The 20,361-nt window shown below is 53.2% G+C and carries 17 protein-coding genes; 7 read left to right on the forward strand and 10 right to left on the reverse strand.

Features of this window, described 5'->3' with window-relative positions; all coding sequences use genetic code 11:
• Positions 1–162 precede the first annotated feature (162 nt).
• From dtd to ACYVBJ_RS05880, 6 genes are all read right to left on the reverse strand, one after another.
• Entirely contained in the window at positions 163–615 is a 453-nt protein-coding gene (dtd, locus tag ACYVBJ_RS05855) for a D-aminoacyl-tRNA deacylase (RefSeq protein ID WP_460981365.1), read from the reverse strand.
• A gap of 222 nt (positions 616–837) precedes the next feature.
• Positions 838–1,119 carry a DUF2442 domain-containing protein gene (locus tag ACYVBJ_RS05860; protein ID WP_460981366.1) on the reverse strand — a complete coding sequence of 94 codons (282 nt, stop codon included), beginning with the start codon at positions 1,117–1,119 and terminating at the stop codon, positions 838–840.
• A 1-nt stretch (position 1,120) separates the two neighbouring features.
• Positions 1,121–1,399, reverse strand: a complete 279-nt coding sequence (locus tag ACYVBJ_RS05865) for a DUF4160 domain-containing protein (protein ID WP_460981367.1) — start codon at positions 1,397–1,399, stop codon at positions 1,121–1,123.
• Between the two features lie 16 nt (positions 1,400–1,415).
• Positions 1,416–2,768: a magnesium transporter gene (mgtE, locus tag ACYVBJ_RS05870; protein WP_460981368.1), complete on the reverse strand. Its 1,353-nt coding sequence runs from the start codon at positions 2,766–2,768 to the stop codon at positions 1,416–1,418.
• A gap of 54 nt (positions 2,769–2,822) precedes the next feature.
• Positions 2,823–3,635: a 16S rRNA (adenine(1518)-N(6)/adenine(1519)-N(6))-dimethyltransferase RsmA gene (rsmA, locus tag ACYVBJ_RS05875; protein WP_460981369.1), complete on the reverse strand. Its 813-nt coding sequence runs from the start codon at positions 3,633–3,635 to the stop codon at positions 2,823–2,825.
• Between the two features lie 144 nt (positions 3,636–3,779).
• Positions 3,780–5,402: an Ig-like domain-containing domain gene (locus ACYVBJ_RS05880; RefSeq protein ID WP_460981370.1), complete on the reverse strand. Its 1,623-nt coding sequence runs from the start codon at positions 5,400–5,402 to the stop codon at positions 3,780–3,782.
• A gap of 199 nt (positions 5,403–5,601) precedes the next feature.
• Here ACYVBJ_RS05880 and ACYVBJ_RS05885 point away from each other — a divergent pair, with 199 nt between their 5' ends.
• The 7 genes from ACYVBJ_RS05885 to ACYVBJ_RS05915 all read left to right on the forward strand — a co-directional run bounded on the left by ACYVBJ_RS05885 (position 5,602) and on the right by ACYVBJ_RS05915 (position 16,638).
• Positions 5,602–7,110, forward strand: a complete 1,509-nt coding sequence (locus ACYVBJ_RS05885) for a hypothetical protein (protein ID WP_460981371.1) — start codon at positions 5,602–5,604, stop codon at positions 7,108–7,110.
• A gap of 139 nt (positions 7,111–7,249) precedes the next feature.
• Positions 7,250–7,693, forward strand: coding sequence for a hypothetical protein (locus ACYVBJ_RS05890; RefSeq protein WP_460981372.1), 444 nt, complete (start codon positions 7,250–7,252; stop codon positions 7,691–7,693).
• A gap of 100 nt (positions 7,694–7,793) precedes the next feature.
• Entirely contained in the window at positions 7,794–9,284 is a 1,491-nt protein-coding gene (locus ACYVBJ_RS05895; protein WP_460981373.1) for a hypothetical protein, read from the forward strand.
• A gap of 94 nt (positions 9,285–9,378) precedes the next feature.
• Positions 9,379–12,822 (forward strand): hypothetical protein, encoded by a 3,444-nt coding sequence (locus ACYVBJ_RS05900; RefSeq protein WP_460981374.1) that lies wholly within the window; start codon positions 9,379–9,381, stop codon positions 12,820–12,822.
• Positions 12,822–14,198, forward strand: a complete 1,377-nt coding sequence (locus tag ACYVBJ_RS05905) for a hypothetical protein (RefSeq protein WP_460981375.1) — start codon at positions 12,822–12,824, stop codon at positions 14,196–14,198. The genes ACYVBJ_RS05900 and ACYVBJ_RS05905 overlap by 1 nt, the downstream gene beginning before the upstream one ends.
• A 360-nt stretch (positions 14,199–14,558) precedes the next feature.
• Positions 14,559–15,137: a retropepsin-like aspartic protease family protein gene (locus tag ACYVBJ_RS05910; protein WP_460981376.1), complete on the forward strand. Its 579-nt coding sequence runs from the start codon at positions 14,559–14,561 to the stop codon at positions 15,135–15,137.
• 94 nt (positions 15,138–15,231) lie between these two features.
• Positions 15,232–16,638, forward strand: coding sequence for a WG repeat-containing protein (locus tag ACYVBJ_RS05915; protein ID WP_460981377.1), 1,407 nt, complete (start codon positions 15,232–15,234; stop codon positions 16,636–16,638).
• 4 nt (positions 16,639–16,642) lie between these two features.
• Here ACYVBJ_RS05915 and ACYVBJ_RS05920 read toward each other — a convergent pair whose 3' ends face one another.
• The 4 genes from ACYVBJ_RS05920 to ACYVBJ_RS05935 all read right to left on the reverse strand — a co-directional run bounded on the left by ACYVBJ_RS05920 (position 16,643) and on the right by ACYVBJ_RS05935 (position 20,232).
• Positions 16,643–17,908 (reverse strand): MFS transporter, encoded by a 1,266-nt coding sequence (locus ACYVBJ_RS05920; protein WP_460981378.1) that lies wholly within the window; start codon positions 17,906–17,908, stop codon positions 16,643–16,645.
• Between the two features lie 70 nt (positions 17,909–17,978).
• Positions 17,979–18,851 (reverse strand): hypothetical protein, encoded by an 873-nt coding sequence (locus tag ACYVBJ_RS05925; RefSeq protein ID WP_460981379.1) that lies wholly within the window; start codon positions 18,849–18,851, stop codon positions 17,979–17,981.
• A 13-nt stretch (positions 18,852–18,864) separates the two neighbouring features.
• Positions 18,865–19,872 (reverse strand): hypothetical protein, encoded by a 1,008-nt coding sequence (locus ACYVBJ_RS05930; protein ID WP_460981380.1) that lies wholly within the window; start codon positions 19,870–19,872, stop codon positions 18,865–18,867.
• A 6-nt stretch (positions 19,873–19,878) separates the two neighbouring features.
• Complete coding sequence (locus ACYVBJ_RS05935) at positions 19,879–20,232, reverse strand: PKD domain-containing protein (protein ID WP_460981381.1); 354 nt, start codon at positions 20,230–20,232, stop codon at positions 19,879–19,881.
• Positions 20,233–20,361 lie beyond the last annotated feature (129 nt).

Genomic DNA, 20,361 nt, shown 5'->3' on the forward strand with positions numbered 1-20,361 from the left:
TTAGTAAAAGTAGTAGTTTTTAGCAAACCAACGCGTAAAATGCTCCGCTAGTGTCTAAAAAATACGTAAAGGGGCGATTAAGTAGGTTATTTCGCAGTAAGCGGTAAACGAGGGGTTTTCCGCGACAGATAACCAGGGAACCTACAATAGCTGCGAACGGAGCTAAATCCTGTTCTTCGAGTCGATAAGTATTGTTACAGGCCCGTCATTCAGTAAGGCTACTTTCATGTCGGCCCCGAATTCACCGGTTTGAATGGGTTTGCCCAGGTCAGCCGCCAGGCGGCTAATTATGGCTTCGTAGAGCGGAACGGCTACGTCCGGGCGAGCGGCCTCAATAAAGCTGGGACGATTGCCTTTTTTCGTGCTGGCGTGAAGTGTGAACTGGCTGATCAGCAGAATATCACCACCTACAGCTGCCAGATCGAGGTTCATTTTACCGTCGTCATCATTAAAAACGCGCAGGCCGACGATCTTCTTGCTAAGCCAGTCCACATCCTCCTGCGTGTCGGTATGCGTAACGCCGAGCAGGACTAAGAAACCGATGTCAATCTGACCTTTAACCTGATCATCAATAGTAACGGAAGCTTGGGAGACACGCTGAATAACGGCAATCATACGTAAACGATGAGCGGACGAGATGGAACAATTCGCCAAAAATAGGCATGAATCATAGGTGTCGAAACGAGAACGTAATCTTGTGCGTAAGACGCTGGATGTCGAGAGGCATCGGGCGGAGCAACTCCAAACGTATCAAACCTCAGTCAGCACTAACTGGGCAATCAGGACATATAAGCTAACCAGCTTATTGACCGTTTGATGAAGCAGATGTTGAACGCGTTATGGTTCGTGTCGATACAGATTGAAATTGCCTAAAATCTGTTCAATATGAATAACCTCGTCACTATCATCAAAAGAGAAGCCATTGCCGTAAATGTACCACTGTTGCCGTTGTTCAGTCGTCAACTGCTGAATACTAGGAAAACGATCTACGGGCATGAGGATAATACGGCCATCCTCTAACTCAACCTGTAGCTGATTAGAGGTTGGAAAGCTAACCGATCGCACCTTTGGAATGATGTGCCAGTATCCTTCAACATGTTTAGTTTGGGCCGGAGTCATGTTAGTTGATTTTTAGAATATCAATCTTTTGACCAGTCAGAAACTGGTTCCACTGCTGAATCAATTTGTCTTTGTATGATTCGGTTATTAGTAACACGTCACGTTGTTCACTCAGCGATAACTCGCCGGGCTTCGCAATTTCGACGATAGGTTCCAGCCAGATTTTACAAAGCTTTTCAGTGCCTTTGCGACCAACATGTACATGTTTCCGGTTTTCGAAGATATCGGTTCCGAGTATAGTGAATATCCAAACCGCCTGATAGATTAAAAGTTTAGGCATGATCTAAGGAAACGGCTCACACCTCGGCGAGCAGCAGTTGAGCAATCAGGAAGTACACGCCGATGCCAATCAAGTCGTTAGCTGTCGTGATAAACGGGCCTGAAGCTACCGCGGGATTGATGCCGATCCGGTTAAGCAGGAGGGGAGTAACGGTACCCATAAAGGAAGCCAGCAGCACGACCGCCAAAAGCGACGAAGCGACCACGAAAAATAAACGGGGTTCTCCAATAATAAAGGTATAAACGCCCGCAATCAGGCCCACTACCAGGCCGTTGATAATGGCCACCAGCAGCGTACGAAGCAGGCGTTTGGCCAATGTGGTGTTCAGGCCGGAGGTATCGGATAAGCTTTGCAGAATTAACGACGAGGTTTGAATGCCAACATTGCCCCCGGTCGATCCGATGATCGGGATGAAAGCGGCCAGGGCGGCAATTTTGCCGAGCTCGCTTTGAAATCCGTTGATTACTGTAGCCGCCAACAGGCTGCCCACGGCCCCCGCCACGAGCCAGGGTAATTGTACTTTTGAGCGCTGCCAGACGCTGTCGTCTTCTTCGACCTCTCCCGATAAACCCGAAATAACCTGAATGTCCTCTTCGGCCTGCTCGGTAATTACGTCGACCACGTCATCAATCGTAATCCGGCCGAGCAGCCGTTGCTGTACGTTAACGACCGGAATGGCATCCAGGTCATATTTCTGCATGACTTCGGCTACCTCCGTAACGGGTCGATACGTTTCTACGAAGACGACATCTTCGTCGTAGATGTCGGCGATCTTGGCGTTTTTCCGTGCCAGCACAATCTTTTTCAACGACACCAGACCCAGGAGTTTTCCGACGTCATCGACCACGTAAACCGCATACACATTCTGAACGTCTTCGGCCTGCTGGCGAATTTCCTCAATACAGGCGTTAACCGTCAGGTTGACGTTGATCTTGATTAACTCTTTCTGCATCAGGCTACCCGCCACTCCATCTTCGTAGTGAAGCAAGTCCAGAATAAAGCGTGCCTGTTCGCGGTCTTCGAGCAAACCAATTACTTCCTCCCGTACCTGGATGGGCTGCTCGTTGAGCACGTCAACGGCATCATCGGAGTCCATCTGGTTAATAAACGGCGCCAGCTCGACAGACGTAAAAGTCTTCAGTAGGTTCGTACGGTCTGTTGAGTCCAGATTGGCCAGAATCTCGGCACCGACCGGTTTGTCCAGCAAATTCAGCAGATAATGCGCCGGTTCAGACTCCAGCTCGTAGAGGATACCCGAAATATCAGCCGGGTATAACTCCTCCATTTCGGCTTTGAGCCTGGTGTCGTCGCCCGCGTCAATAGCCGTCTGGAGGTGCTCGAGATAGTCTTTAGTCAGTTCAAATGTCACGATTCAAAAGAGCGAAAGAGTGAAAGAACGAAAGAGCGAGATCGGAAAGGCAAATCAGTTCTCGCTCTTTCGCTCTTTCGTTCTTTCACTCATTAACACCGTCAGTTCAACAAACTCGTCTACGCTCAACTGTTCGGCGCGTTTGTCCATGAAGCGGCTGTCCTGCGCAGCTTCGGGGAGACCCAGTGGCTTTAATGCGTTCCGGAGGGTTTTCCGGCGCTGACCAAACCCGTGTTTCACGACCTGCGTAAACCTCCGTTCGTCGCAGCCCAATTCAGTTTTCTCATTCCGACGGAGCGACAGAACACCCGAGTGCACCTTGGGGGGCGGGTTAAATACGTCGGGGTCGACGGTGAATTCATACTTGATGTTGTACCAGGCCTGGAGCAGTACGCTCAGTATGCCATAGTCTTTATTGCCCGGTCCCGAAGCTACCCGCTGCGCCACTTCGCGCTGAAACATGCCGACTACTTCCGGAACGCGGTCGCGCATCTCCAACGCCCTGAAAAGAATCTGGCTGGAAATATTGTAAGGGAAGTTGCCGATGATGGCGAAGGGCTCGGTGCTAACCTGTTTCGCTGGCAGCAACTCCGGCTTTATGTTCAGAAAATCAGAAGCCAGAATACGTCCTTCTAAGGCCGGGAAGTGCTGCTTTAAATAGTCGACCGACTCACGGTCAATCTCGATCACATACGTCTCAAAGCGACTGTCTTTAAGCAGGAACTGAGTCAGAACACCCGTTCCCGGCCCGATTTCTAACAGCTTCTGGTAGCCACCATGACCGGTCAATAACTCGGCAATACGCTGCGCGATGCTGAGGTCTTTGAGAAAATGCTGACCAAGTTCTTTTTTCGGTTTAACGTACATGATACCGGTTGGTTGGAATCGCTTTCACAAGCCAGCACAAAGGTACGGGGCAACGGGCGAATTACCGGCGGTCAGCTTTTTAAAAAGAACGTATAGGCTATTTTACGAAACGTGACTTATTGCTCTTACAGCAGCAGATACTCGTCAGAAATCGATGTCAGTAAGCTCAAAGTTTTGTTTGAGCCGGATAATGCCGCCCTCTTCGGCACCGGGGTGGTAGATGATCGTTTCGGGCTGTATTCCTTTCTGAACGTTACCTACGTCGCGCTTGCGGTTGCCGTTGGCGTCAATAATCAGCCGGACGCGGTACTGCCCCGGTTTAAGACGGGCGAAGCTGTACGTACGGGTGCCATACGCCGATCGGACTACCTTATACTTCTCATCCAGTAGCTCGACAATGAATTTTTCATCAGGCCGATTGACTCGGCCGGCTATCAGGCCGTAGCTTTCCTCATCCGCGATGGTGTAGCGGGTTATGAAGCGGGCGAGCGTATCGCCCTGAACGCTGATGAATGCTCCTTTCCCGAGCCGCAAATACAGGGTATCGCGGGAGTTGGTTTGCTTATTGATTTCCAGCCGCGAAAAACTATTGCTCCATTTTAAATTCTCGGGCGTAAACTGGAGCGGTTTGGTTGTATCGCGGCCGATGTCGATCAACGTCGTGTCGTAGCGAAAAACGGGTTTGTTGAACGTAAGCGTAAACGCCAGATTGTTGTCGATCGATTCGCCAGCCGGAGGGGTGATCTGTACTGTCAGGGGCGTCCGGTTTTTAGCCCTCGTTTTTAACGGTGAAAAATAGATTCGCTCTTTAAGATCAGTTACGTTACCGACGGAGTCTTCGGCCACAATGGTTAAATTCAACGTATCGTCGGCTGCGCGATTGGCGGGGCGATATAGTCGAATCAGTTTAGGCGATTCAAGGAATGATATTAAGGTATCGCCGGGCTTGGCGAACCGTAGCTGGTAGCTGGCAATACCACTGCTTAACTCTAAGCCTACCGTCTCGTCGGTGCGCTCACGCCGACTGATGCGCGGTTTGCCGTACCCCCGGAAAGCGACCAGGTTCACGTCCGTTACGTTCTTGTTCAGGTTCAGTACACTGTCGCGGAAGCCGACGCGTTCGCCCGGTGTGTTGTTTACCAGGTTTAAATCTTTGTCGTCGAACCCATACACTTTGTAGTTGCCGGCTTTCACGTTTTCGATCCGGTAATTACCGTTGCTATCGGTTCGGGCGAAATAAGCGGGTCGTTTCCGGTTAATCGGCAGGGTATCATTCGGACCGAACAGCCCCACCACGAAGTTGAGAATAGGCAGTCGACTTTCGTCATCGACTACGTTGCCAGTTATATATAGCGAGTCGATCACCGGGCCCGTGCTGAAAACAATCTTCGAGTCGGTCGTTACGTTACGTTCGGTGATATCCTTTATGCCGTCAGAAAAGTTAATGGTGTAGGTTGTGTTCGGTTGCAGCGGTTTATCGAAGTTCAGCCGGAGTCCTTTCGGTAAGGTTTTTACGACAAACGTATTGCTGTCCTGGGGCGTAATGGTGACTTTCTGCTGGATATTTTCGATGTTGACGTACTCGTCGTATTCCAGCTCGATTGACTTGCCTGCGAAGTTTAACTCGCGAATTTTAGGGATGCTGCTGACCAGTTTGGGGGCAATGGTATCTTTTTTTCCGCCGGGGGGCTGGGCCACCTGAGCGCAGTTATGAAACAGAACAGGCAGTAAAAGCAAAAAACAGATGGCGAAATGACGAAACTTCATGTTGTGGGAATCAGACTACAAAGGTAAACGCCCGTTCATGGTTCTTCCGTACCGACTGACATAAAATGGACGTTTGTTTCGTTACGTTAGAGAGAAATTTAAGAAATTTTAAACGCCATCCGCCCGTTGGCGGGTTTGTACAGGGGTGGTTTGGTACTTTTGCCGCTCAATCAACTCCAGTAATCACCAAAAAATATCCATGACCCGCACCCGCCTGTGCCTGTTAGTGCTCATGATTATGTCGGTTGGCTGGCTGGCCAGCTGTTCGAGTCCAACCGACAAACTCGATGATCAGATCAGCGACGCCCTGACAAACGATAATGCTATTGATGCCGAAGAGGCCGACGCGATCCGGGCGTTTATCACCAGCGAAAAAGCCGATCTGGCTGATAACAAGAAAACTGCCAGGTTAGTCACCTCTGCTGGCGATGTAGACGATGCCGCGCTGCTGAAGTACATTCAGCGGAACATGACGTATCGGAAGATGGCCAAAGAAGGCGATGCGCCAGCCGTTTCGCTGTCCGGCGCGGTTACGGCTGCCAAACCTCTCAAACTTAAATTGTACCTCGAAGCCAGCGCGAGCATGTTTCCCTATGATGCGCCCGGCGGCAATGGTTCGTTTAAACGTGCCCTGAACGATGTACTGACTGAATTTGACGCCGTGAATCCGGGGCAAGGTAAGGTATACGTAGTAAACACGGAGGTGAATGAGCTGGGGCTCTCACTCTCGCAGTTTTTCAAGGAAAAAAACATTTTTACCGTCGCCAAAACAAAAGGGAAGACAACCAGCACCGACTTCGAGACGATTTTCAAGACGATCTTGTCCGAAACGTCGGGCGATGATGTAAGCGTTCTGGTGTCTGACCTGATCTACTCCGATGCAAATCTGGCGGGTATGAGTGCGCAGAAAACACTCGATGCCGCCCGCTCCCTGCTGACGACGGTGTTCTCGCCGTATGCCGCTACACATTCCATGCTGGTGCTGAAGCTGAACGCCGACTTCGACGGTACGTATTACAGCTGGAACAACGCCAGGCAGCGCTACAAAGGCGAACGGCCATACTACCTCTGCCTGATTGGACGTAACGAAGCCATGCAGCGCCTATATACTGATCCAACGTACCAGCCCATCCGCCGTTTCGATGAGTTGCCGGGTTTTGAGAATTCCTGGTTCTTTGGTCGGGATACCAAAAGGGAAGCACCGTTTCATACCATTCTGGTAACAGACCCCGCCCGGAAAGGACGTTTCAAACGGGCCAAAGAAGAAGTACGCGAACGTACCAAAGCGGTTCACGCGCTCGAAGACGTACAGCCCGACGTCAGCGACAAAAGCCTAGCTATTCCCGTCGCCGTTGACTTGTCGAACCTGCGTTTACCGGCATCGTTACTAACCGACGCGAGTCAGTACGAAGTTGAGGGTAAAGACAACTTTAAGGTGTCGGCGGTGCAAGCTTATTCGGGCGCGAACGGCACCACGCACAAGCTACTGTTGGTAACGGCGCGCCCGGCCCGTGGCGAACGTACCGCAACCATCCGTCTGCGTCGGCAGTTCCCACCGAAGTGGATTGCTCAAACCAACACGACCAACGATATTGCCCCCGATGCGAGCTCAACTTTTGGCCTGCAAAACCTGCTCCAGGGCGTCGAGCGAGCTTATAACCCCAACAACGAAACCCAATATTTCACGATAACGATCAATTTACAATGAGCGAAAGAACGAATGACCGGGCCGCCGGAGCGGTGAAAGAGCGAATGCTTGCGTTGGGTGTATCTATCAACAATTGTCAATTCAATGTCTTTCACCGTTTATTCACTCTTTCACTCATTCGCTCTTTCACTCTTTAACTATGGAAGAATCTCTCTATAATTTTTACAACCTGTTCGTGAACAGCAGCCTGCTGGAAGATTTGTATCAGGAAGAACTGCTGTCGCCCATGACCTGGACCGCCATTGGCATTGCCTTCGTCGTGGCCTTTGCGTTTTACATCTGGCCGTTCAACCGGGTAAGTTTTAGCGGATTCGGGAGCTGGCTGCTCATGCTGGGCGTAAGTGCGCTGACTCTGTTTATTATTACGCTGGTCACTTGTTACCAGAAAGCCGGGCAGGATATTGCCCGCGACGAAGCCGATCCCGAACAGGGCACCTTATTTGACCAGGGCGTTAGTGTATTTCTGAGCTATGCCTTCGAGATGGCCCTGCTGACGGCTCTTATCTTTTTCATTATCTCGATGGTGATGAAGAACTTCAGTAAGAACGCGAAACACCGGCCCATGCTCTGGCCGTCGAAATAATGTAGAGACGCAAAGGATTGCGTCTCATTGGCGATGGCAAAACCGTCCGGTATCTGAGACGCGCAGGAACGTGTCTCTACGTGTAAACCCAAATTAGACTATGGCAAAATTATTTGTATTCGCCATTGGTGGCACAGGCTCGCGGGTGCTTAAAGCCCTGACGTTTCTGCTGGCATCGGGCGTTAAGATGAACAATACCGATGAGGTGATTCCGATTGTGCTGGACCCTCACGCAACCAACGATGACCTGCTGCGGACGAAAGACCTGCTGCGCGAGTACGGGAACGTTCGCGCCAACCTGCAGAACAAACCAGCATCCGGGTTTTTTAGCACCGAAATCAAGACCCTGAACCGGGCTATCGGTGGTAATGCGACCATCGCCGATACGTATGTGTTCGAGTTGCAGGGCGTTCAGCAGGAGAAGTTTCGCGACTATATCAACTACGAAGGTTTAGACGCTCCCAACAAAGCGCTCGCCAGTCTTCTGTTTTCGGAAGAGAACCTGGAAACGAAGATGGATATCGGGTTCGTCGGTAACCCAAACATCGGAAGTACGGTATTGAATCAGTTCCGGTATTCCGACGTGTTTCAGGCCTTTGCCGAGAACTTCGGGGCTAACGACCGAATCTTTATTGTCAGCTCCATATTCGGCGGTACGGGAGCGGCTGGTTTTCCGATCCTGCTCAAAAACATTCGGGGGGCTCAGGCCATCGGGCAGATTCCGAACCCGGCATTTCTGACCAACGCGAAGATTGGCGCGGTAACGGTTATGCCGTATTTCAGCCTAACCACCAGCGACAATAAACTGATTGACCCGGCTTCGTTTGTCGCCAAGACGAAAGCGGCCCTGAATTACTACCAGAAAGGCGTAAACCCCTCCGTAAACGCGCTGTATTACATCGGCGACGATCAGACGAAAGCCTATGCCTACGACCCTGGTGCGGGTGGGCAGAAAAACGAAGCCCACTTCGTGGAAATGGCGTCGGCCCTGGCCATCGTTGACTTCATGAACATGGGCGATGGTGATCTGAACGTAGTGAACGGCCGTCCGACCAATCCGGTCTACAAGGAGTTTGGGGTTGAGCAGGATGGAACGTCGCTGCAACTGGGCAATCTGGCCGGGGCGACCAAACAACTCATCAACGTACCGTTGGCAAAAATGGCCTTGTTCAGTACGTATCTGAGCCAGCGACTTCGGTCGGCGGCTGGTACGGTGCAGTGGTCCAAGGCGAACCCGCAGATTTCGACTTCGTTCCTGAATTCCAGCTTCTTTAACAGCGTCAAGAACTTCAATACCGGTTTTCGGCAGTGGTTGTCGGAAATGGGGGCGAATAAACGAGCGTTCGAGCCGTTTCTGCTCGACGTAGCAAACCTCGGGCAGACGGTACGTGGCTTTGAACCTAAGAAGAAAGGGCTGTTCGGGGGCGAGTCGGACGTGAAGCTCGATATCGTCGACGACTTCGACCAGACGCTCAACAAGACGGCCGAAGGAAAGGCGTACGTCGGCGAATCGGATAAATTCATTCAGTTATTTTCGGAAGGTACCGAGCGATTCGTCCGCGAGCGGCTGCCGAAAGTGCTTGATTATTAAGGGATAGGGGCGTGGGTGAAGTCAGCGGAATACGTAGCGTCTGTATGTTCAGTTAATTCCTTTTTTTCGCCTACTCCATCAAAAACTACAATAAATGCCAACAACACTTAGCTTACATAACCCTACGCCGGGGCTGCACTGGTACGTAAGTAAGCCCATGGGCACCGACCAGATTGCCGCCATCCGCGACCCTCAGGGTGGTCAGACCGCAAAGCAGCCGACATCTATTCCGAGTCCGTTCGCCCGCATGGACCTGGTTCGGTCGGCTTTCCTGAATCTGGCACTCCGCCCCGATCTCAACGGCACCATGAACGATCAGCGCATCGTGTCCGACGCGCTGGACGTGGGCGAGCTGTTCTTTAATTATGACAAGCTAAAGACCTACATTACCATCACGCCCTTCGACGTTCGCACCGACCTCGAACGGATGCGGCAGTCGACAAACCTGGGGCACCGGCGGCTGGGCGATGCGCTTAAACTGTTTCTGGATCAGGATGCGGCTGAATATAACTTCGGTGATCTGAACCGGCTGTTCATCCTGAGCTACCGGGGGCGGGTGGTGGGTGGTACGTCGCCAAAAACGCTGTTCTTCAGTTCAGGCAATGACCTGAGCTGGGTGGATGTGTCGATGGGAAACGACCGGCTGTTCGACCAGTCCGTTTGTGCGCTGCACCAGCGGGATATTGAATATCAGAAATTCTGGTATGCTCTAAAGCTGTTCATGCCTAATTTCCGGGATCGGTTCCGCGAGGTTGACGATTACCTGAACCGCAGCCGTACGCTGTTGCAGCAGCAAAATCCAAACCTGTTCTACGAACATATCGAGTCACCGAATGGGCAGCCGCTGCTGACGCGTGAGAAATTCGATCAGGATTTCGATGAGTTGACCACCGGTCCTGGCGACGTAGTGGAGGTGCTGGGCTTCCCGCTTCGGAAGAAAAAGTCAGATGTTCGCTCAATTGCGCAGGTTAGTGACTTTATCATCAAGTCGGATAAATTCAACCGGATTCATGGTTCGGCTTTACCCCGGCCGATGGTGTTGCAGAATCGGTTCTATCGGCAGTTTACCTACGTACCGCAGGCGCAGTGGAATCCGAATACCCCCGTGCCGTATTACGTGAAAGAGTCGTGGCGGGATAACCAGCGGGCCCTGCCCGGTCAGCCGGGTAACTATCCCTGGCTCACGGTCAGCGATTTCCTGGAGCCGTACCTGATTCGCCTGCCGTTCCCGATGGATCGCGGTCGGTTCTTTGATGGAAATCTGCAAACACCGGCTACAGACAAAGGCTTTTTGCTGCCGCTGAAGAAAGATTTCTTTGACTTTTTCGACGTAGATGACCTGCTGACGGGCCGCGTTCGGCTGCGTATGACACCGCAGGGGAATGGTATCAACGTAACGCTCGATATTCCAGTAACGGCTCCCAGCCAGCCCGGTAACCAGTTCGTGACCTTCGAGCGGTTGTATGCACAGCCGGTAGGCGTTTACAACTCAGCCGCACCGAACGAGTTGAGTAACGAGGGCGTCATCCTCGAAAACTCATTCACGGTCAACATTTATCCGTTCGTGCGGTCGGGCAGCGTAACCGTACCGGCCGATTATCGGGTACAGTTGATCGAATCGGGTTTTGACAGCCAGAACCAGTACGAGTTAACGTACGTACAGCAACAGAATAACGCCGTCATTCAGCCCGAATCGAAACATCAGCGGACCGTCCGGCAGCAGAATACGGACGGATCGAGTGTTTACTACGTTCTGCGCGAAGAGTTTGATTACCTCCAGACCAACATCCGGGGCGATGGCCGGGAACTGAACGGTATCCTGATTCCGCGCTGGCAGGAGTACAATGGGGGGAGTAAGCAGTTTGCGTTTTCGGTGGACTTCGGTACGACCAACACGCACATCGAGTACAGTGTCGACGGTGGTACACCCCGGCCGTTCGACGTAGCCGAGACAACTCCACAGGTAGCTACGCTGGTGGCTCCAGCGCAGTACAATCCAGCTTTGTTTGAGCTGTTCCTGCTCTATGACCTGGAGTTTGTGCCGCCGACCATCGGTCCGGGTCGTCCGGATAGTTTTCCGACGCGCACGGCCATTGCCGAACCCATGAACCTGAGCTTTAACCAGCAAACCCAGGCGCTGGCTGACTTTAATATTCCGTTCTACGTCGAGCGTCAACCGGCTGGTTCGAACCGCATTACCACGAACCTGAAATGGGCGAAAAACAACGACCAGACCGAACGGCGCGTGGAGGCTTTCCTGGAAGAGCTCTTGATGCTAATCAAGAACAAAGTCCTGACGGAAGGCGGTAATCTGAACCAGACGACGGTTTACTGGTTTTTCCCGGCCAGTATGACGCCCGGTCGCGTGAGTCAGTTGCGCAGCGACTGGCAGGAGTTGTACGATCGTTACATCGGCGGGTCCGCCGGACGTTTGCGTGAGGTGTCGGAGTCGGTGGCACCATTCTACTACTACAAGCAGAACCCAACCCTGAGTGCCTCGGCCAAGCCGGTTATCAACGTGGATATTGGTGGTGGTACGTCCGACGTGGTCGTCTACGAGCGTAACGAACCGCGTCTGTTGACTTCATTCCGATTCGCGGGTAACGCTATTTACGGGGATGCGTTTAGTGAATATGGTGCGGCCAGCCACAACGGATTCGTGCGTAAATATGCCGATCGTATTCAGACGCTGCTGGATAGTCAAAGCCTGGGCAACCTGAGCGACAACAACCGGCGTATGCTGGAGACAAACCGCTCGGAAGACATCATGGCGTTCTGGTTCTCGATTGAGAAAAGTAATGACGTGAAGGCGAAAAGCATGCTGTCGTTCAACGGGATGCTGGCGAAAGACGAAGATTTGAAAGTGGTATTCGTTCTGTTCTACACCGCGCTGATCTACCACATTGCGCAGTTGATGAAACACCGGGGCATTTCGTTACCGGGTGCCATTACGTTCAGTGGGACTGGGTCTAAAGTGCTGACGATCATCAGCTCCGACGATCAGATGCTCGGCAAACTGGCGCGGGTGATTTTCGAGAAAGTTTACGAACAGGAGTACGGCACCAGCGGTCTGACGTTGTTTTACGAGAAGAAAGGACCGAAGGAAGTGACCTGCAAAGGGGCGCTCATGCAGCCGTCGAACAGCCGTCCTGTTGACACCGAAGCTATCAATTACGTCTATCCGGCTACGTTTAACGACGAGTATCCGACGTTGACCTATGCGGATCTGCGCAAGCCCGAGGTGATCGACTCGCTGCTGAAAGAAACCAATGCCTTTATTGATTTCTTCTTCGCGATCAACAACCAATTCAGCTTTGCCCGTAACCTGAACGTATCGTCGCGGTCGCTGGTGATTGCCCAGCAGGAGTTACGGACGCATCTGGATACGTCACTCATGGACGGCGTACAGCGGAAAGAAGGCGAGGTTGCGGCCGAATACAGCGGCATGACCGATGCGCTTGGCGCACCAATTGAAGAAACCTTATTCTTCTACCCGCTGATTGGCGCAATCAATAAATTGGCAAACGCATTGGCTTAATGATGACTACGATGCGGTATAAAACGTTTATCGCACTGGCCGGGTGGCTGACCGCTGTAACACCAGGGGCAGCCCAAACGCCAAACCTCAACCAGCAGGCCGTAGACACCCTGACCAAGGACGTAGCTACGGTCGTCTTCGCGAACATCAGGCAGCCAAAAGCCCAGGAGATTTACCAGCAGTTGCTGGACTGTGGTGATGGCTGCGATGCGCAGACGATTATCCGCACGGTTGGGGGTTGGGATGCCGTTGGGGTTAAGATGGAAGAGTTGAGCACGTTGAAAAACACAGCTCGATTTGTCGGTATGACACCCGGCGAAGCGAACACAGCGATCCGAAATCAGCTGGCTTCGTTCTACGCCCGCTACAAGGACGACCGCAACTACGGTCAACCCCTGAATCCGGCGGTACGTACGCAGATCCTGGCGAAGATCGACCGGATGTTGCCACCGGCTGAGCCACAGGAAACTCCCGCAGCGGTAGCCCAGCAGGGTGCTGCTACCCAGGCGGATGTAGATACGGCATCCGGTGATGAAAGTGGCGTTGATGCTGCCGCGGTACGGATGAGTCAGCTGGAGCGGCAGGCAAAAGAAGAACAGCAAAACCGGGTTTGGATGATGATTGTGAGTGCAATTGCAGGGCTGGTCGTAGGAGCCGCCGTGGTCTATCTGCTGATGGTACGTGGGTTGAAGAACGAAGTGAACCGACTGCGTGACGAGAACGGCCGTCTTAGCCGTTCGGTAGATGCTGCCCAACGTAATAAGCCAGCCAATGGCCCGCGGCAACCTCAGAATGCGCCAAGGGAGCCGCAACCCGATTACAAGCAAAAAGCGGATGCCTACGACATTCTGCTGGCCGAGCTAGGGGCCGATCCGCTGGCCGAAATCCGGCAGTTGAAACAGCAGGCTATGCGTCCAGCATCGACACCGATAATGCGTCCGGCACAGCTAAGCATTGATGAGTCTGCCAACGTAATACAGCCTCGGGAGCCTATACCGCCGGTTCAGCAGCCTATACCACCTGTACCGGCGCAGCCTGGGGCTCCAGTTGGGAGTAGCGTGTTCTACTGTCCACCGCCTGATCCGAACGGGGTGTTCGATGCGGCTCAGCAATCGCCGTCCTTATCACCCGAGTCAGCGTATCGGTTCAGCATTAACCCCGATCGGCCAGACGTAGCGTCGTTTCGGTTCGAGGCAGAACCCGGCCGGCTAGCGCGTTTTATTACGTATCGGAACTACATGATCGAACCCGCCTGCGAGAGTGAGAACAGTTATTCGTCGGCGCATACCCGCATTGTGATGCGCCGGGATGGGGAAGCGATGCTCGAAAACGGGAGCTGGCGCGTCAAAACGAAAGCACAGATTCGGTACGAGTAGGTGAAGTTTTCTATCATTCCAACCGTAGAGAGGAACCTTCTTGCGTAGCAATTATAGCCAGTTGCGGAAGATCCTCTTTACGGTCGAAATGACAAACTCAGTAGGTAAGAATCAACAAAAAACTTGAGTTCTGGATGAAACGGCTGAAGCCATAAGGAGGCAAGGCGTCAGCACTTAGCGGTCGATAATTTTTAGTGATGAATTAGCCTTCTCTTATCCCTAATTCCATTGGGACTTTAACTCTGGGTTGCGTTACTCGGGATTAAAGTCCCATAATTTGTGTTTAAGCGGTATAAACTCCTGGTCGGCAAGTTGATCAAAGGAACGTACTGTCCAACTACTCTATTGAACCAACAACGAATGACTATTCGCTTTTTTGTGTCACTTCTGCTGATTAGCTCGCTGCTGTACCTGTCGGGCTGCTCGGGCTGTTCGCGTTCGGGGAGTCACCAGCCGCGTCGGCAGAAACGGGCCAAAACAGAACAACCGGCTGACAAAGTCGCCCAGACACCGCCCGTAAACGCTAAACCTACCTTAAAACAGATCGGCTCCGGCCCAACGGAAGTGGCGATGGAGAAAGAAAACGGTGTATACAAAGTGCCGGTTACGGTCAATGGCCTGCCCATGAAGTTTATTCTCGATACAGGAGCCAGCCTGATTTCGATGTCGGCAACCGAAGCTGAGTTTATGTACAAACAAGGCGCAATTAGCGACGCGGACATTGTCGGGAAGGCGCGTTTTCAGGATGCCAACGGCGACATTTCGCCAGGATCGGTCGTTCGGTTGAAATCGGTGCAGATTGGCGATCGGGTGCTCCAGAACGTTCACGCCAATATTGTGAGCAGCGCTAAAGCACCCTTACTGCTGGGGCAGTCGGCGTTGTCGCAGTTTGGTACAATTTCGGTCGACTATCGACGTAATGTTGTGACCTTCGACTGATTTTTGCGTTTACGATAGCACAAGCGGAACACTGATCCGGCCGAAGCTTGTTCCATACGTTAGCCAGACCAGAATTTACCTCTACTACCCATCAATGACAGAAACTGAACTGATCGACCGACTGCGCGAAGCCATTGTGCTCGACGGGCCCGATGCCTGGCGGAGTAACGGGTACCTTCAGGATGCTCAACAGGCCGGGCTGACCCTTGAAGCCGCGTTAAAACGAGCGAGCGAGGTTAGTCAGGAGGTGCAGAATAATAGCATTCTGTTTCAGAATATTCATGCCCGCATTGCCCGACTCGCTCAACCGTCCCGCAGCCACCTGATTAGCCAGGACCTGGCTCAGATTGTCAATGCCGCTTCCTCGCTCAACCTGTCGCCCGATTTTGTTCGGAACCGTTGGGTGCCTTCGGTCCTGGCCCGGATCACCAAAGCCAATGCACCACAGCAAACGGCGGAGCCCGTAACGAGTGAGCCGGATCGCTTCGAGGAGTTGATCGAAAGCGAGCCGGAGCCGCCAAAGCCGACAACCGTTCAGCAGATTGACGAACCGGCACCTACAGCTGAGCCTCCTCAACCACCAGCGCCAATCCGTGCAGAGCCGGAAGCGCGCGTTAATCCAGAGCCTGTTCGGGTGACAACTCCAGCGCCTGAGCCGGTCCGTTTGCCCGAGCCGCCGACTCCCATCGTTCGAAAGTATACCGCAAGCCCGGCCCGTATTCGTCGCGGTCAGGCGGTTACGCTGGAATGGGAAGTCGAAAATCTGCTGGCCGTAACGATCGATGATCTGGGCGAAGGGTTGTCGCCGAAGAACCGGGGTTGGGTAAAGCCGACGAAGACAACGGATTATACCCTGTTCGATGCCAATAATAATCCGCTCAGTACCGTTCGGGTCGAGGTGATTCCGCGCGATCGAAGCGGGGTGTATGGAGTGTTGTTCGCGCTGGCGTTGCTGGCCCTGATCTATTGGTTCATAAAAAGCAGCAACTCCCAACAAAATGATCGGGAGCCCGAACGACGGAGCCGAAAGAGTAATCGGACGGAGCAGACCACATCGGGAGTTAGCCAACGGCAGCCCGAACGGGAGGTTGAAACACCGACTACCGATACGCCCCTGCCCCCTGCGGATGAGCCGGCGTCGACGGTAGCGGAGAAGGTCGCCGATCCGGCTGACGAAGCGCCTAAAAAATCATCCGCCAGGGAATCAACCATTCCGGAAGAACCCACTACGCAGCCTGCTACACCGGCCGATGCCCGTAATGGGAAATATGAAGAATCGTTCGGTAATAAACCTTACGACAAAGTTGAATTAGGCACGGACGACCAGGGCTGGCGACGGGCCCGCAGTAATGGCCGCTGGGGTTTTATAAACGAAGCTGACGAATGGGTCATTGAACCGCAGTTTGAAGCCGTTACGCCTTTTAAGGGCAACACGGCTGGCGCTTTTCTCAACGGTCAGCTGATTTCCATTAACCGGAACGGCGAACAGATTCGCCAATAGGGAGCTACGCCATTGTCGGTTCCTCCTGCGCTGGTATCGCCAGTTCGTTCGTTGGGTCGATACGTAGCCAGAGTAACGAACTGCACAGCAGTAAGCCCGCAATCAGGAATAAAGGCAGGTTGAAATCATTCGTCGCCTTGACGATGTAGCCGAATAATACTCCCAAAAATACCGCGCCCAACTGACCGGCCATGTTCATGGCACCCGATACGGTTCCCGACTGACTGCGTCCTACATCATTACAGACCGCAAACGACACGGGTAACGTAAGGTCTTTGAAGCCCATACCCATCGCCAATAAAACAGCCGCTGTCTGGTTATCGGTTGTGATGGCCGACAGAAAAATCACCGCCGACGACAAGCCCATCCCCACAATACCCACCGCCCGACGACCCACGCGTAGGCCGTACCGTTTCGAAAGCCAGTCGCTGATGTAGCCGCCCGTGAGGCAACCGATGGTGCCCAGTACAAACGGTAGCGTAGCGAAAAGCTGCATCTGGCTCTGGTCAAAATGTCGACCTTCTTTGAGGTATGTCGGCAGCCAGCCCGTGAAAAAATAAGCTCCGTACATGTAGAAATGGAACATAAGCATGATCGCCCACATGTTCGGAGTTTTCAGAATGGTCCACCACGGAATGTGATGACTATGTGCCTTGAACCGCCGGTTCGCTTCGATGTGGTGTAGTTCATCGGGCGACACGTCTGGTTTTTCACTGGGAAAATTGCGGAACCAGACGTACCAGCACACCGCCCAGAGAATACCCAGGAAGCCCATCGCGAAAAAGGAAATTCGCCAGCCAAACGTAGCGGCAATGGGAATGACCATCCAGGGGGCTAAGGCACCACCGACGCGACCGGCCGCCCAGATAAATGCCTGCGCCCGCCCCGTTTCCTGACGCGGAAACCAGCGCGATACCACAATCGATGCGTTCGGGTAAGCCCCCGCTTCGCCCGCGCCGAATAAAAAGCGAACAATCAGCAGATAGAGCCAGCTGGTGGCCGTTCCGGTTAAGGCGGTAAAGGTCGACCACCAGATAACGACCCGTGTCAGTACCCGTCGCGGACCCAATCGGTCGCCCATGGCACCGGTAGGCAGCTCAAACAAGGCATACGATAAGGCAAAAGCGCTCAGAATCCATCCCCAGGCATCGTTTTCAATGTGCAGGTCTTGCTTCATGTCGGCCGCTACCAGTGAAATGCAGGTCCGGTCGATATACGTAATGGTCGATAATGCAAACAGAAACGACAGAACACGGGAGCGGTAGTTCATAAAACCAACGATTCAGGAGGGTAGGGTCAGTAGAGCAAAGCGCCTGCATGTCGCTGACTACCCGAACAAATTAAGGGCCTAAGGTGACGGATAGTTTCTGGAACGATGTCCAGTACGCGGAAGTCATCATGCCAATGCCATTTCCCGAAAGCATTCGGAACGGGTAGGGGCTGCTGCGTACTTCCTGTTCATTGACGTAGAAGTAAAGGGCCGCCCCCCGACGGCGAATGCTGAGCCGGTTGCGGTTTCTGTCGACCGGAACGCCGGGAGAAAAGAAGTCGCCGGGCATGTAATCGCTGAACGTAGCACCGTTCGCGACCCGGATGATGGAGATTTCGCCTTTTCCGTTCAACGTAAAGGCACAGAAGTTCAGCGAATCTTTCACCCCAAACAACAATCCCCCCGTCGGGATGCGCCCTGAATCCGCCAACACGTCAACTTTAATGGTGAAGGTATCCGCCCGGTTTAAGTTGATGTCGGGGGGTAAGGCTACGTACGAAAAGGCTACCTGTTTCGTGTTCGCGTTACGCTTGCGAATGTTATAGCGACCCAGACCGATCTGGTATTGATAATCGCCTTTATTACCTGCTTTCCAACCGTTGCGATTGGTGGCAAAGTCACCCGTAAAGGCTGGCCGGAAGCCTGCCACAGCAGACGGTGCAGGAGCCGCCGTTCGCGTGGGTGGAGTAACGGGTTCAACGGTTGATTCGGTCATGCCCGGTTGCCGCGTAACGGGCTCGTTGGTTGGCGTAGCTGCCGTGTTTGTTATTGGCGGGGGCGCTGCTGGCCGGGAACGTATCGGCTGGGTTGGCTTTAAGGTCACCTTTTGCCAATCGCTTGACGCCGAATAGATCACCGCCCTGGCCCGTCGCGTGGCTTGCGCCTGCGTACCGATGGGCAGCACCAAGAAGAGGAGGAGAAGACTTGTTAGTATAGCGCGCATGGCTCAGTAATTGTCAAAATGAATAGCGAAGAACAGCGGTGGGCTGACCCGCCTGCATACCTGGTCGGAGCGTAAGGCCTTCGTTACGTGGCGCTTGATTCTGTTGCTGATTGTTGCGGAGACCTTTGACAAAAGTTAAGATAACGTCCGCAGCGGTCAGAACGATAGCGCCCCGGGTTGCCAGCCAATAATGATGATGATGGTCGTTGGCCGTTTGGTAGAGTGGTTCTCCGGCCGCGGCATTTTTCTGCTCCTGGTAGATCGCGTAGGTATCCTGCGCTTTCTGACGTTCCATAAAGCCATAGACAACCAGCCCATAGGCCGCTACGGTCACTAACGGCCGAAAGCCAATTCGGGGTTTGGGTGTTTGCACGAAAATATTGCCGATGCCGGGCGCAATAGCTGATACCAGAGCCCAGGCTGGCCCGGCGTACCGGCCGCGTGAGACACGTTCCGGAGCGGCATCCGCCGGAGGGAGTAGCGACGGCTGAAGGGGTTTCGGTTCGTTCCGGGGTGTTTGCGGAACGACTGGCGGCTCGGTTACGGGCGCTTTTTGCGGCTCAGTAGTAACCACAGATTCGGTCGGGTTCGGTCTTGTCGGCGCGGCTGGCCTCGGATCGGGGAGCGGTTCGGTTGGTTTGGCGGCAATGGATGGTTCGTTAGGCTTGGGGGCCATAACAACGGGAGGTGGCCCCGACTTAACCAGTACCGTTGCCCGTATTTCCTCGTTCAGCGAATAGCCATTGGCCAGGGCGTCCCACACGATACGTCGTTCGGAACCGGCCGTGATGCGCTTGCCGATGTCACCCCTGACAAATTCAGGCAGAATGCGCAATGCACCCCGCAGTCGACTACGTATCTCGAAATAGATGGAGTCGCCGGGGCGGGCGTTCAGTAGATCATAGCGAATTTCTAGTCGAGATGAATCCGCCACCCGCAGCCGAACGTTGGCAACGCGTTCCTGGGCCCGACCCGGCAACGCCAGCAAAACCCCGACACAAAACAGGATAAGTAAACGCATGATGGATTAGTTACGGACGGTGATTTGGCGGGTTTGGGTAAATTTGTCGTCACACGAGTTAACCAGCACAAGCGTAACGGTGTACGTACCCGGCTTATCGTAGATATACGTAACGCGTGTACCGACGCGGTTAACCCCTTTGCCATCGCCGGGGTCCCAGCCCGCAACGCCAATGTCGCCCTGCGGATTGTCCAGGAAAAACGTAACGTCCAGAAATCCGGCGGTATAGCCGATACCAGCCGACGGCTTCGCGCATACCGGAAAGTTTTTCTTGGTCAGATCATACGGCTCGCAGGCCACGAAGGCAAACAGCAGGAGCAGGTAGGATACACGTCGGAGCATAGCAATGAATGGAGACATAGCAAAGTAACGAATCCGTTTTCAACCACAGCCGATTCGATTAATAAATATGCCTTTCGGCCGAATCGTACGCAGTTTTAAGCGAGTAATTGCCGAAAATCAGCATTTTTTGTAAATTTATCTGTTTCC

This window comes from Spirosoma fluminis, from assembly GCF_054778895.1.

Coding starts and splice junctions, on each gene's coding strand:
- ACYVBJ_RS05930 (WP_460981380.1), bottom strand. CDS start 19,872: ATGCGTTTACTTATCCTGTTTTGTGTCGGGGTTTTGCTGGCGTTGCCG.
- ACYVBJ_RS05905 (WP_460981375.1), top strand. CDS start 12,822: ATGATGACTACGATGCGGTATAAAACGTTTATCGCACTGGCCGGGTGG.
- ACYVBJ_RS05885 (WP_460981371.1), top strand. CDS start 5,602: ATGACCCGCACCCGCCTGTGCCTGTTAGTGCTCATGATTATGTCGGTT.
- ACYVBJ_RS05920 (WP_460981378.1), bottom strand. CDS start 17,908: ATGAACTACCGCTCCCGTGTTCTGTCGTTTCTGTTTGCATTATCGACC.
- dtd (WP_460981365.1), bottom strand. CDS start 615: ATGATTGCCGTTATTCAGCGTGTCTCCCAAGCTTCCGTTACTATTGAT.
- ACYVBJ_RS05910 (WP_460981376.1), top strand. CDS start 14,559: ATGACTATTCGCTTTTTTGTGTCACTTCTGCTGATTAGCTCGCTGCTG.
- ACYVBJ_RS05890 (WP_460981372.1), top strand. CDS start 7,250: ATGGAAGAATCTCTCTATAATTTTTACAACCTGTTCGTGAACAGCAGC.
- ACYVBJ_RS05935 (WP_460981381.1), bottom strand. CDS start 20,232: ATGTCTCCATTCATTGCTATGCTCCGACGTGTATCCTACCTGCTCCTG.
- ACYVBJ_RS05865 (WP_460981367.1), bottom strand. CDS start 1,399: ATGCCTAAACTTTTAATCTATCAGGCGGTTTGGATATTCACTATACTC.
- ACYVBJ_RS05880 (WP_460981370.1), bottom strand. CDS start 5,402: ATGAAGTTTCGTCATTTCGCCATCTGTTTTTTGCTTTTACTGCCTGTT.
- ACYVBJ_RS05900 (WP_460981374.1), top strand. CDS start 9,379: ATGCCAACAACACTTAGCTTACATAACCCTACGCCGGGGCTGCACTGG.
- ACYVBJ_RS05925 (WP_460981379.1), bottom strand. CDS start 18,851: ATGCGCGCTATACTAACAAGTCTTCTCCTCCTCTTCTTGGTGCTGCCC.
- ACYVBJ_RS05860 (WP_460981366.1), bottom strand. CDS start 1,119: ATGACTCCGGCCCAAACTAAACATGTTGAAGGATACTGGCACATCATT.
- ACYVBJ_RS05895 (WP_460981373.1), top strand. CDS start 7,794: ATGGCAAAATTATTTGTATTCGCCATTGGTGGCACAGGCTCGCGGGTG.
- ACYVBJ_RS05915 (WP_460981377.1), top strand. CDS start 15,232: ATGACAGAAACTGAACTGATCGACCGACTGCGCGAAGCCATTGTGCTC.
- rsmA (WP_460981369.1), bottom strand. CDS start 3,635: ATGTACGTTAAACCGAAAAAAGAACTTGGTCAGCATTTTCTCAAAGAC.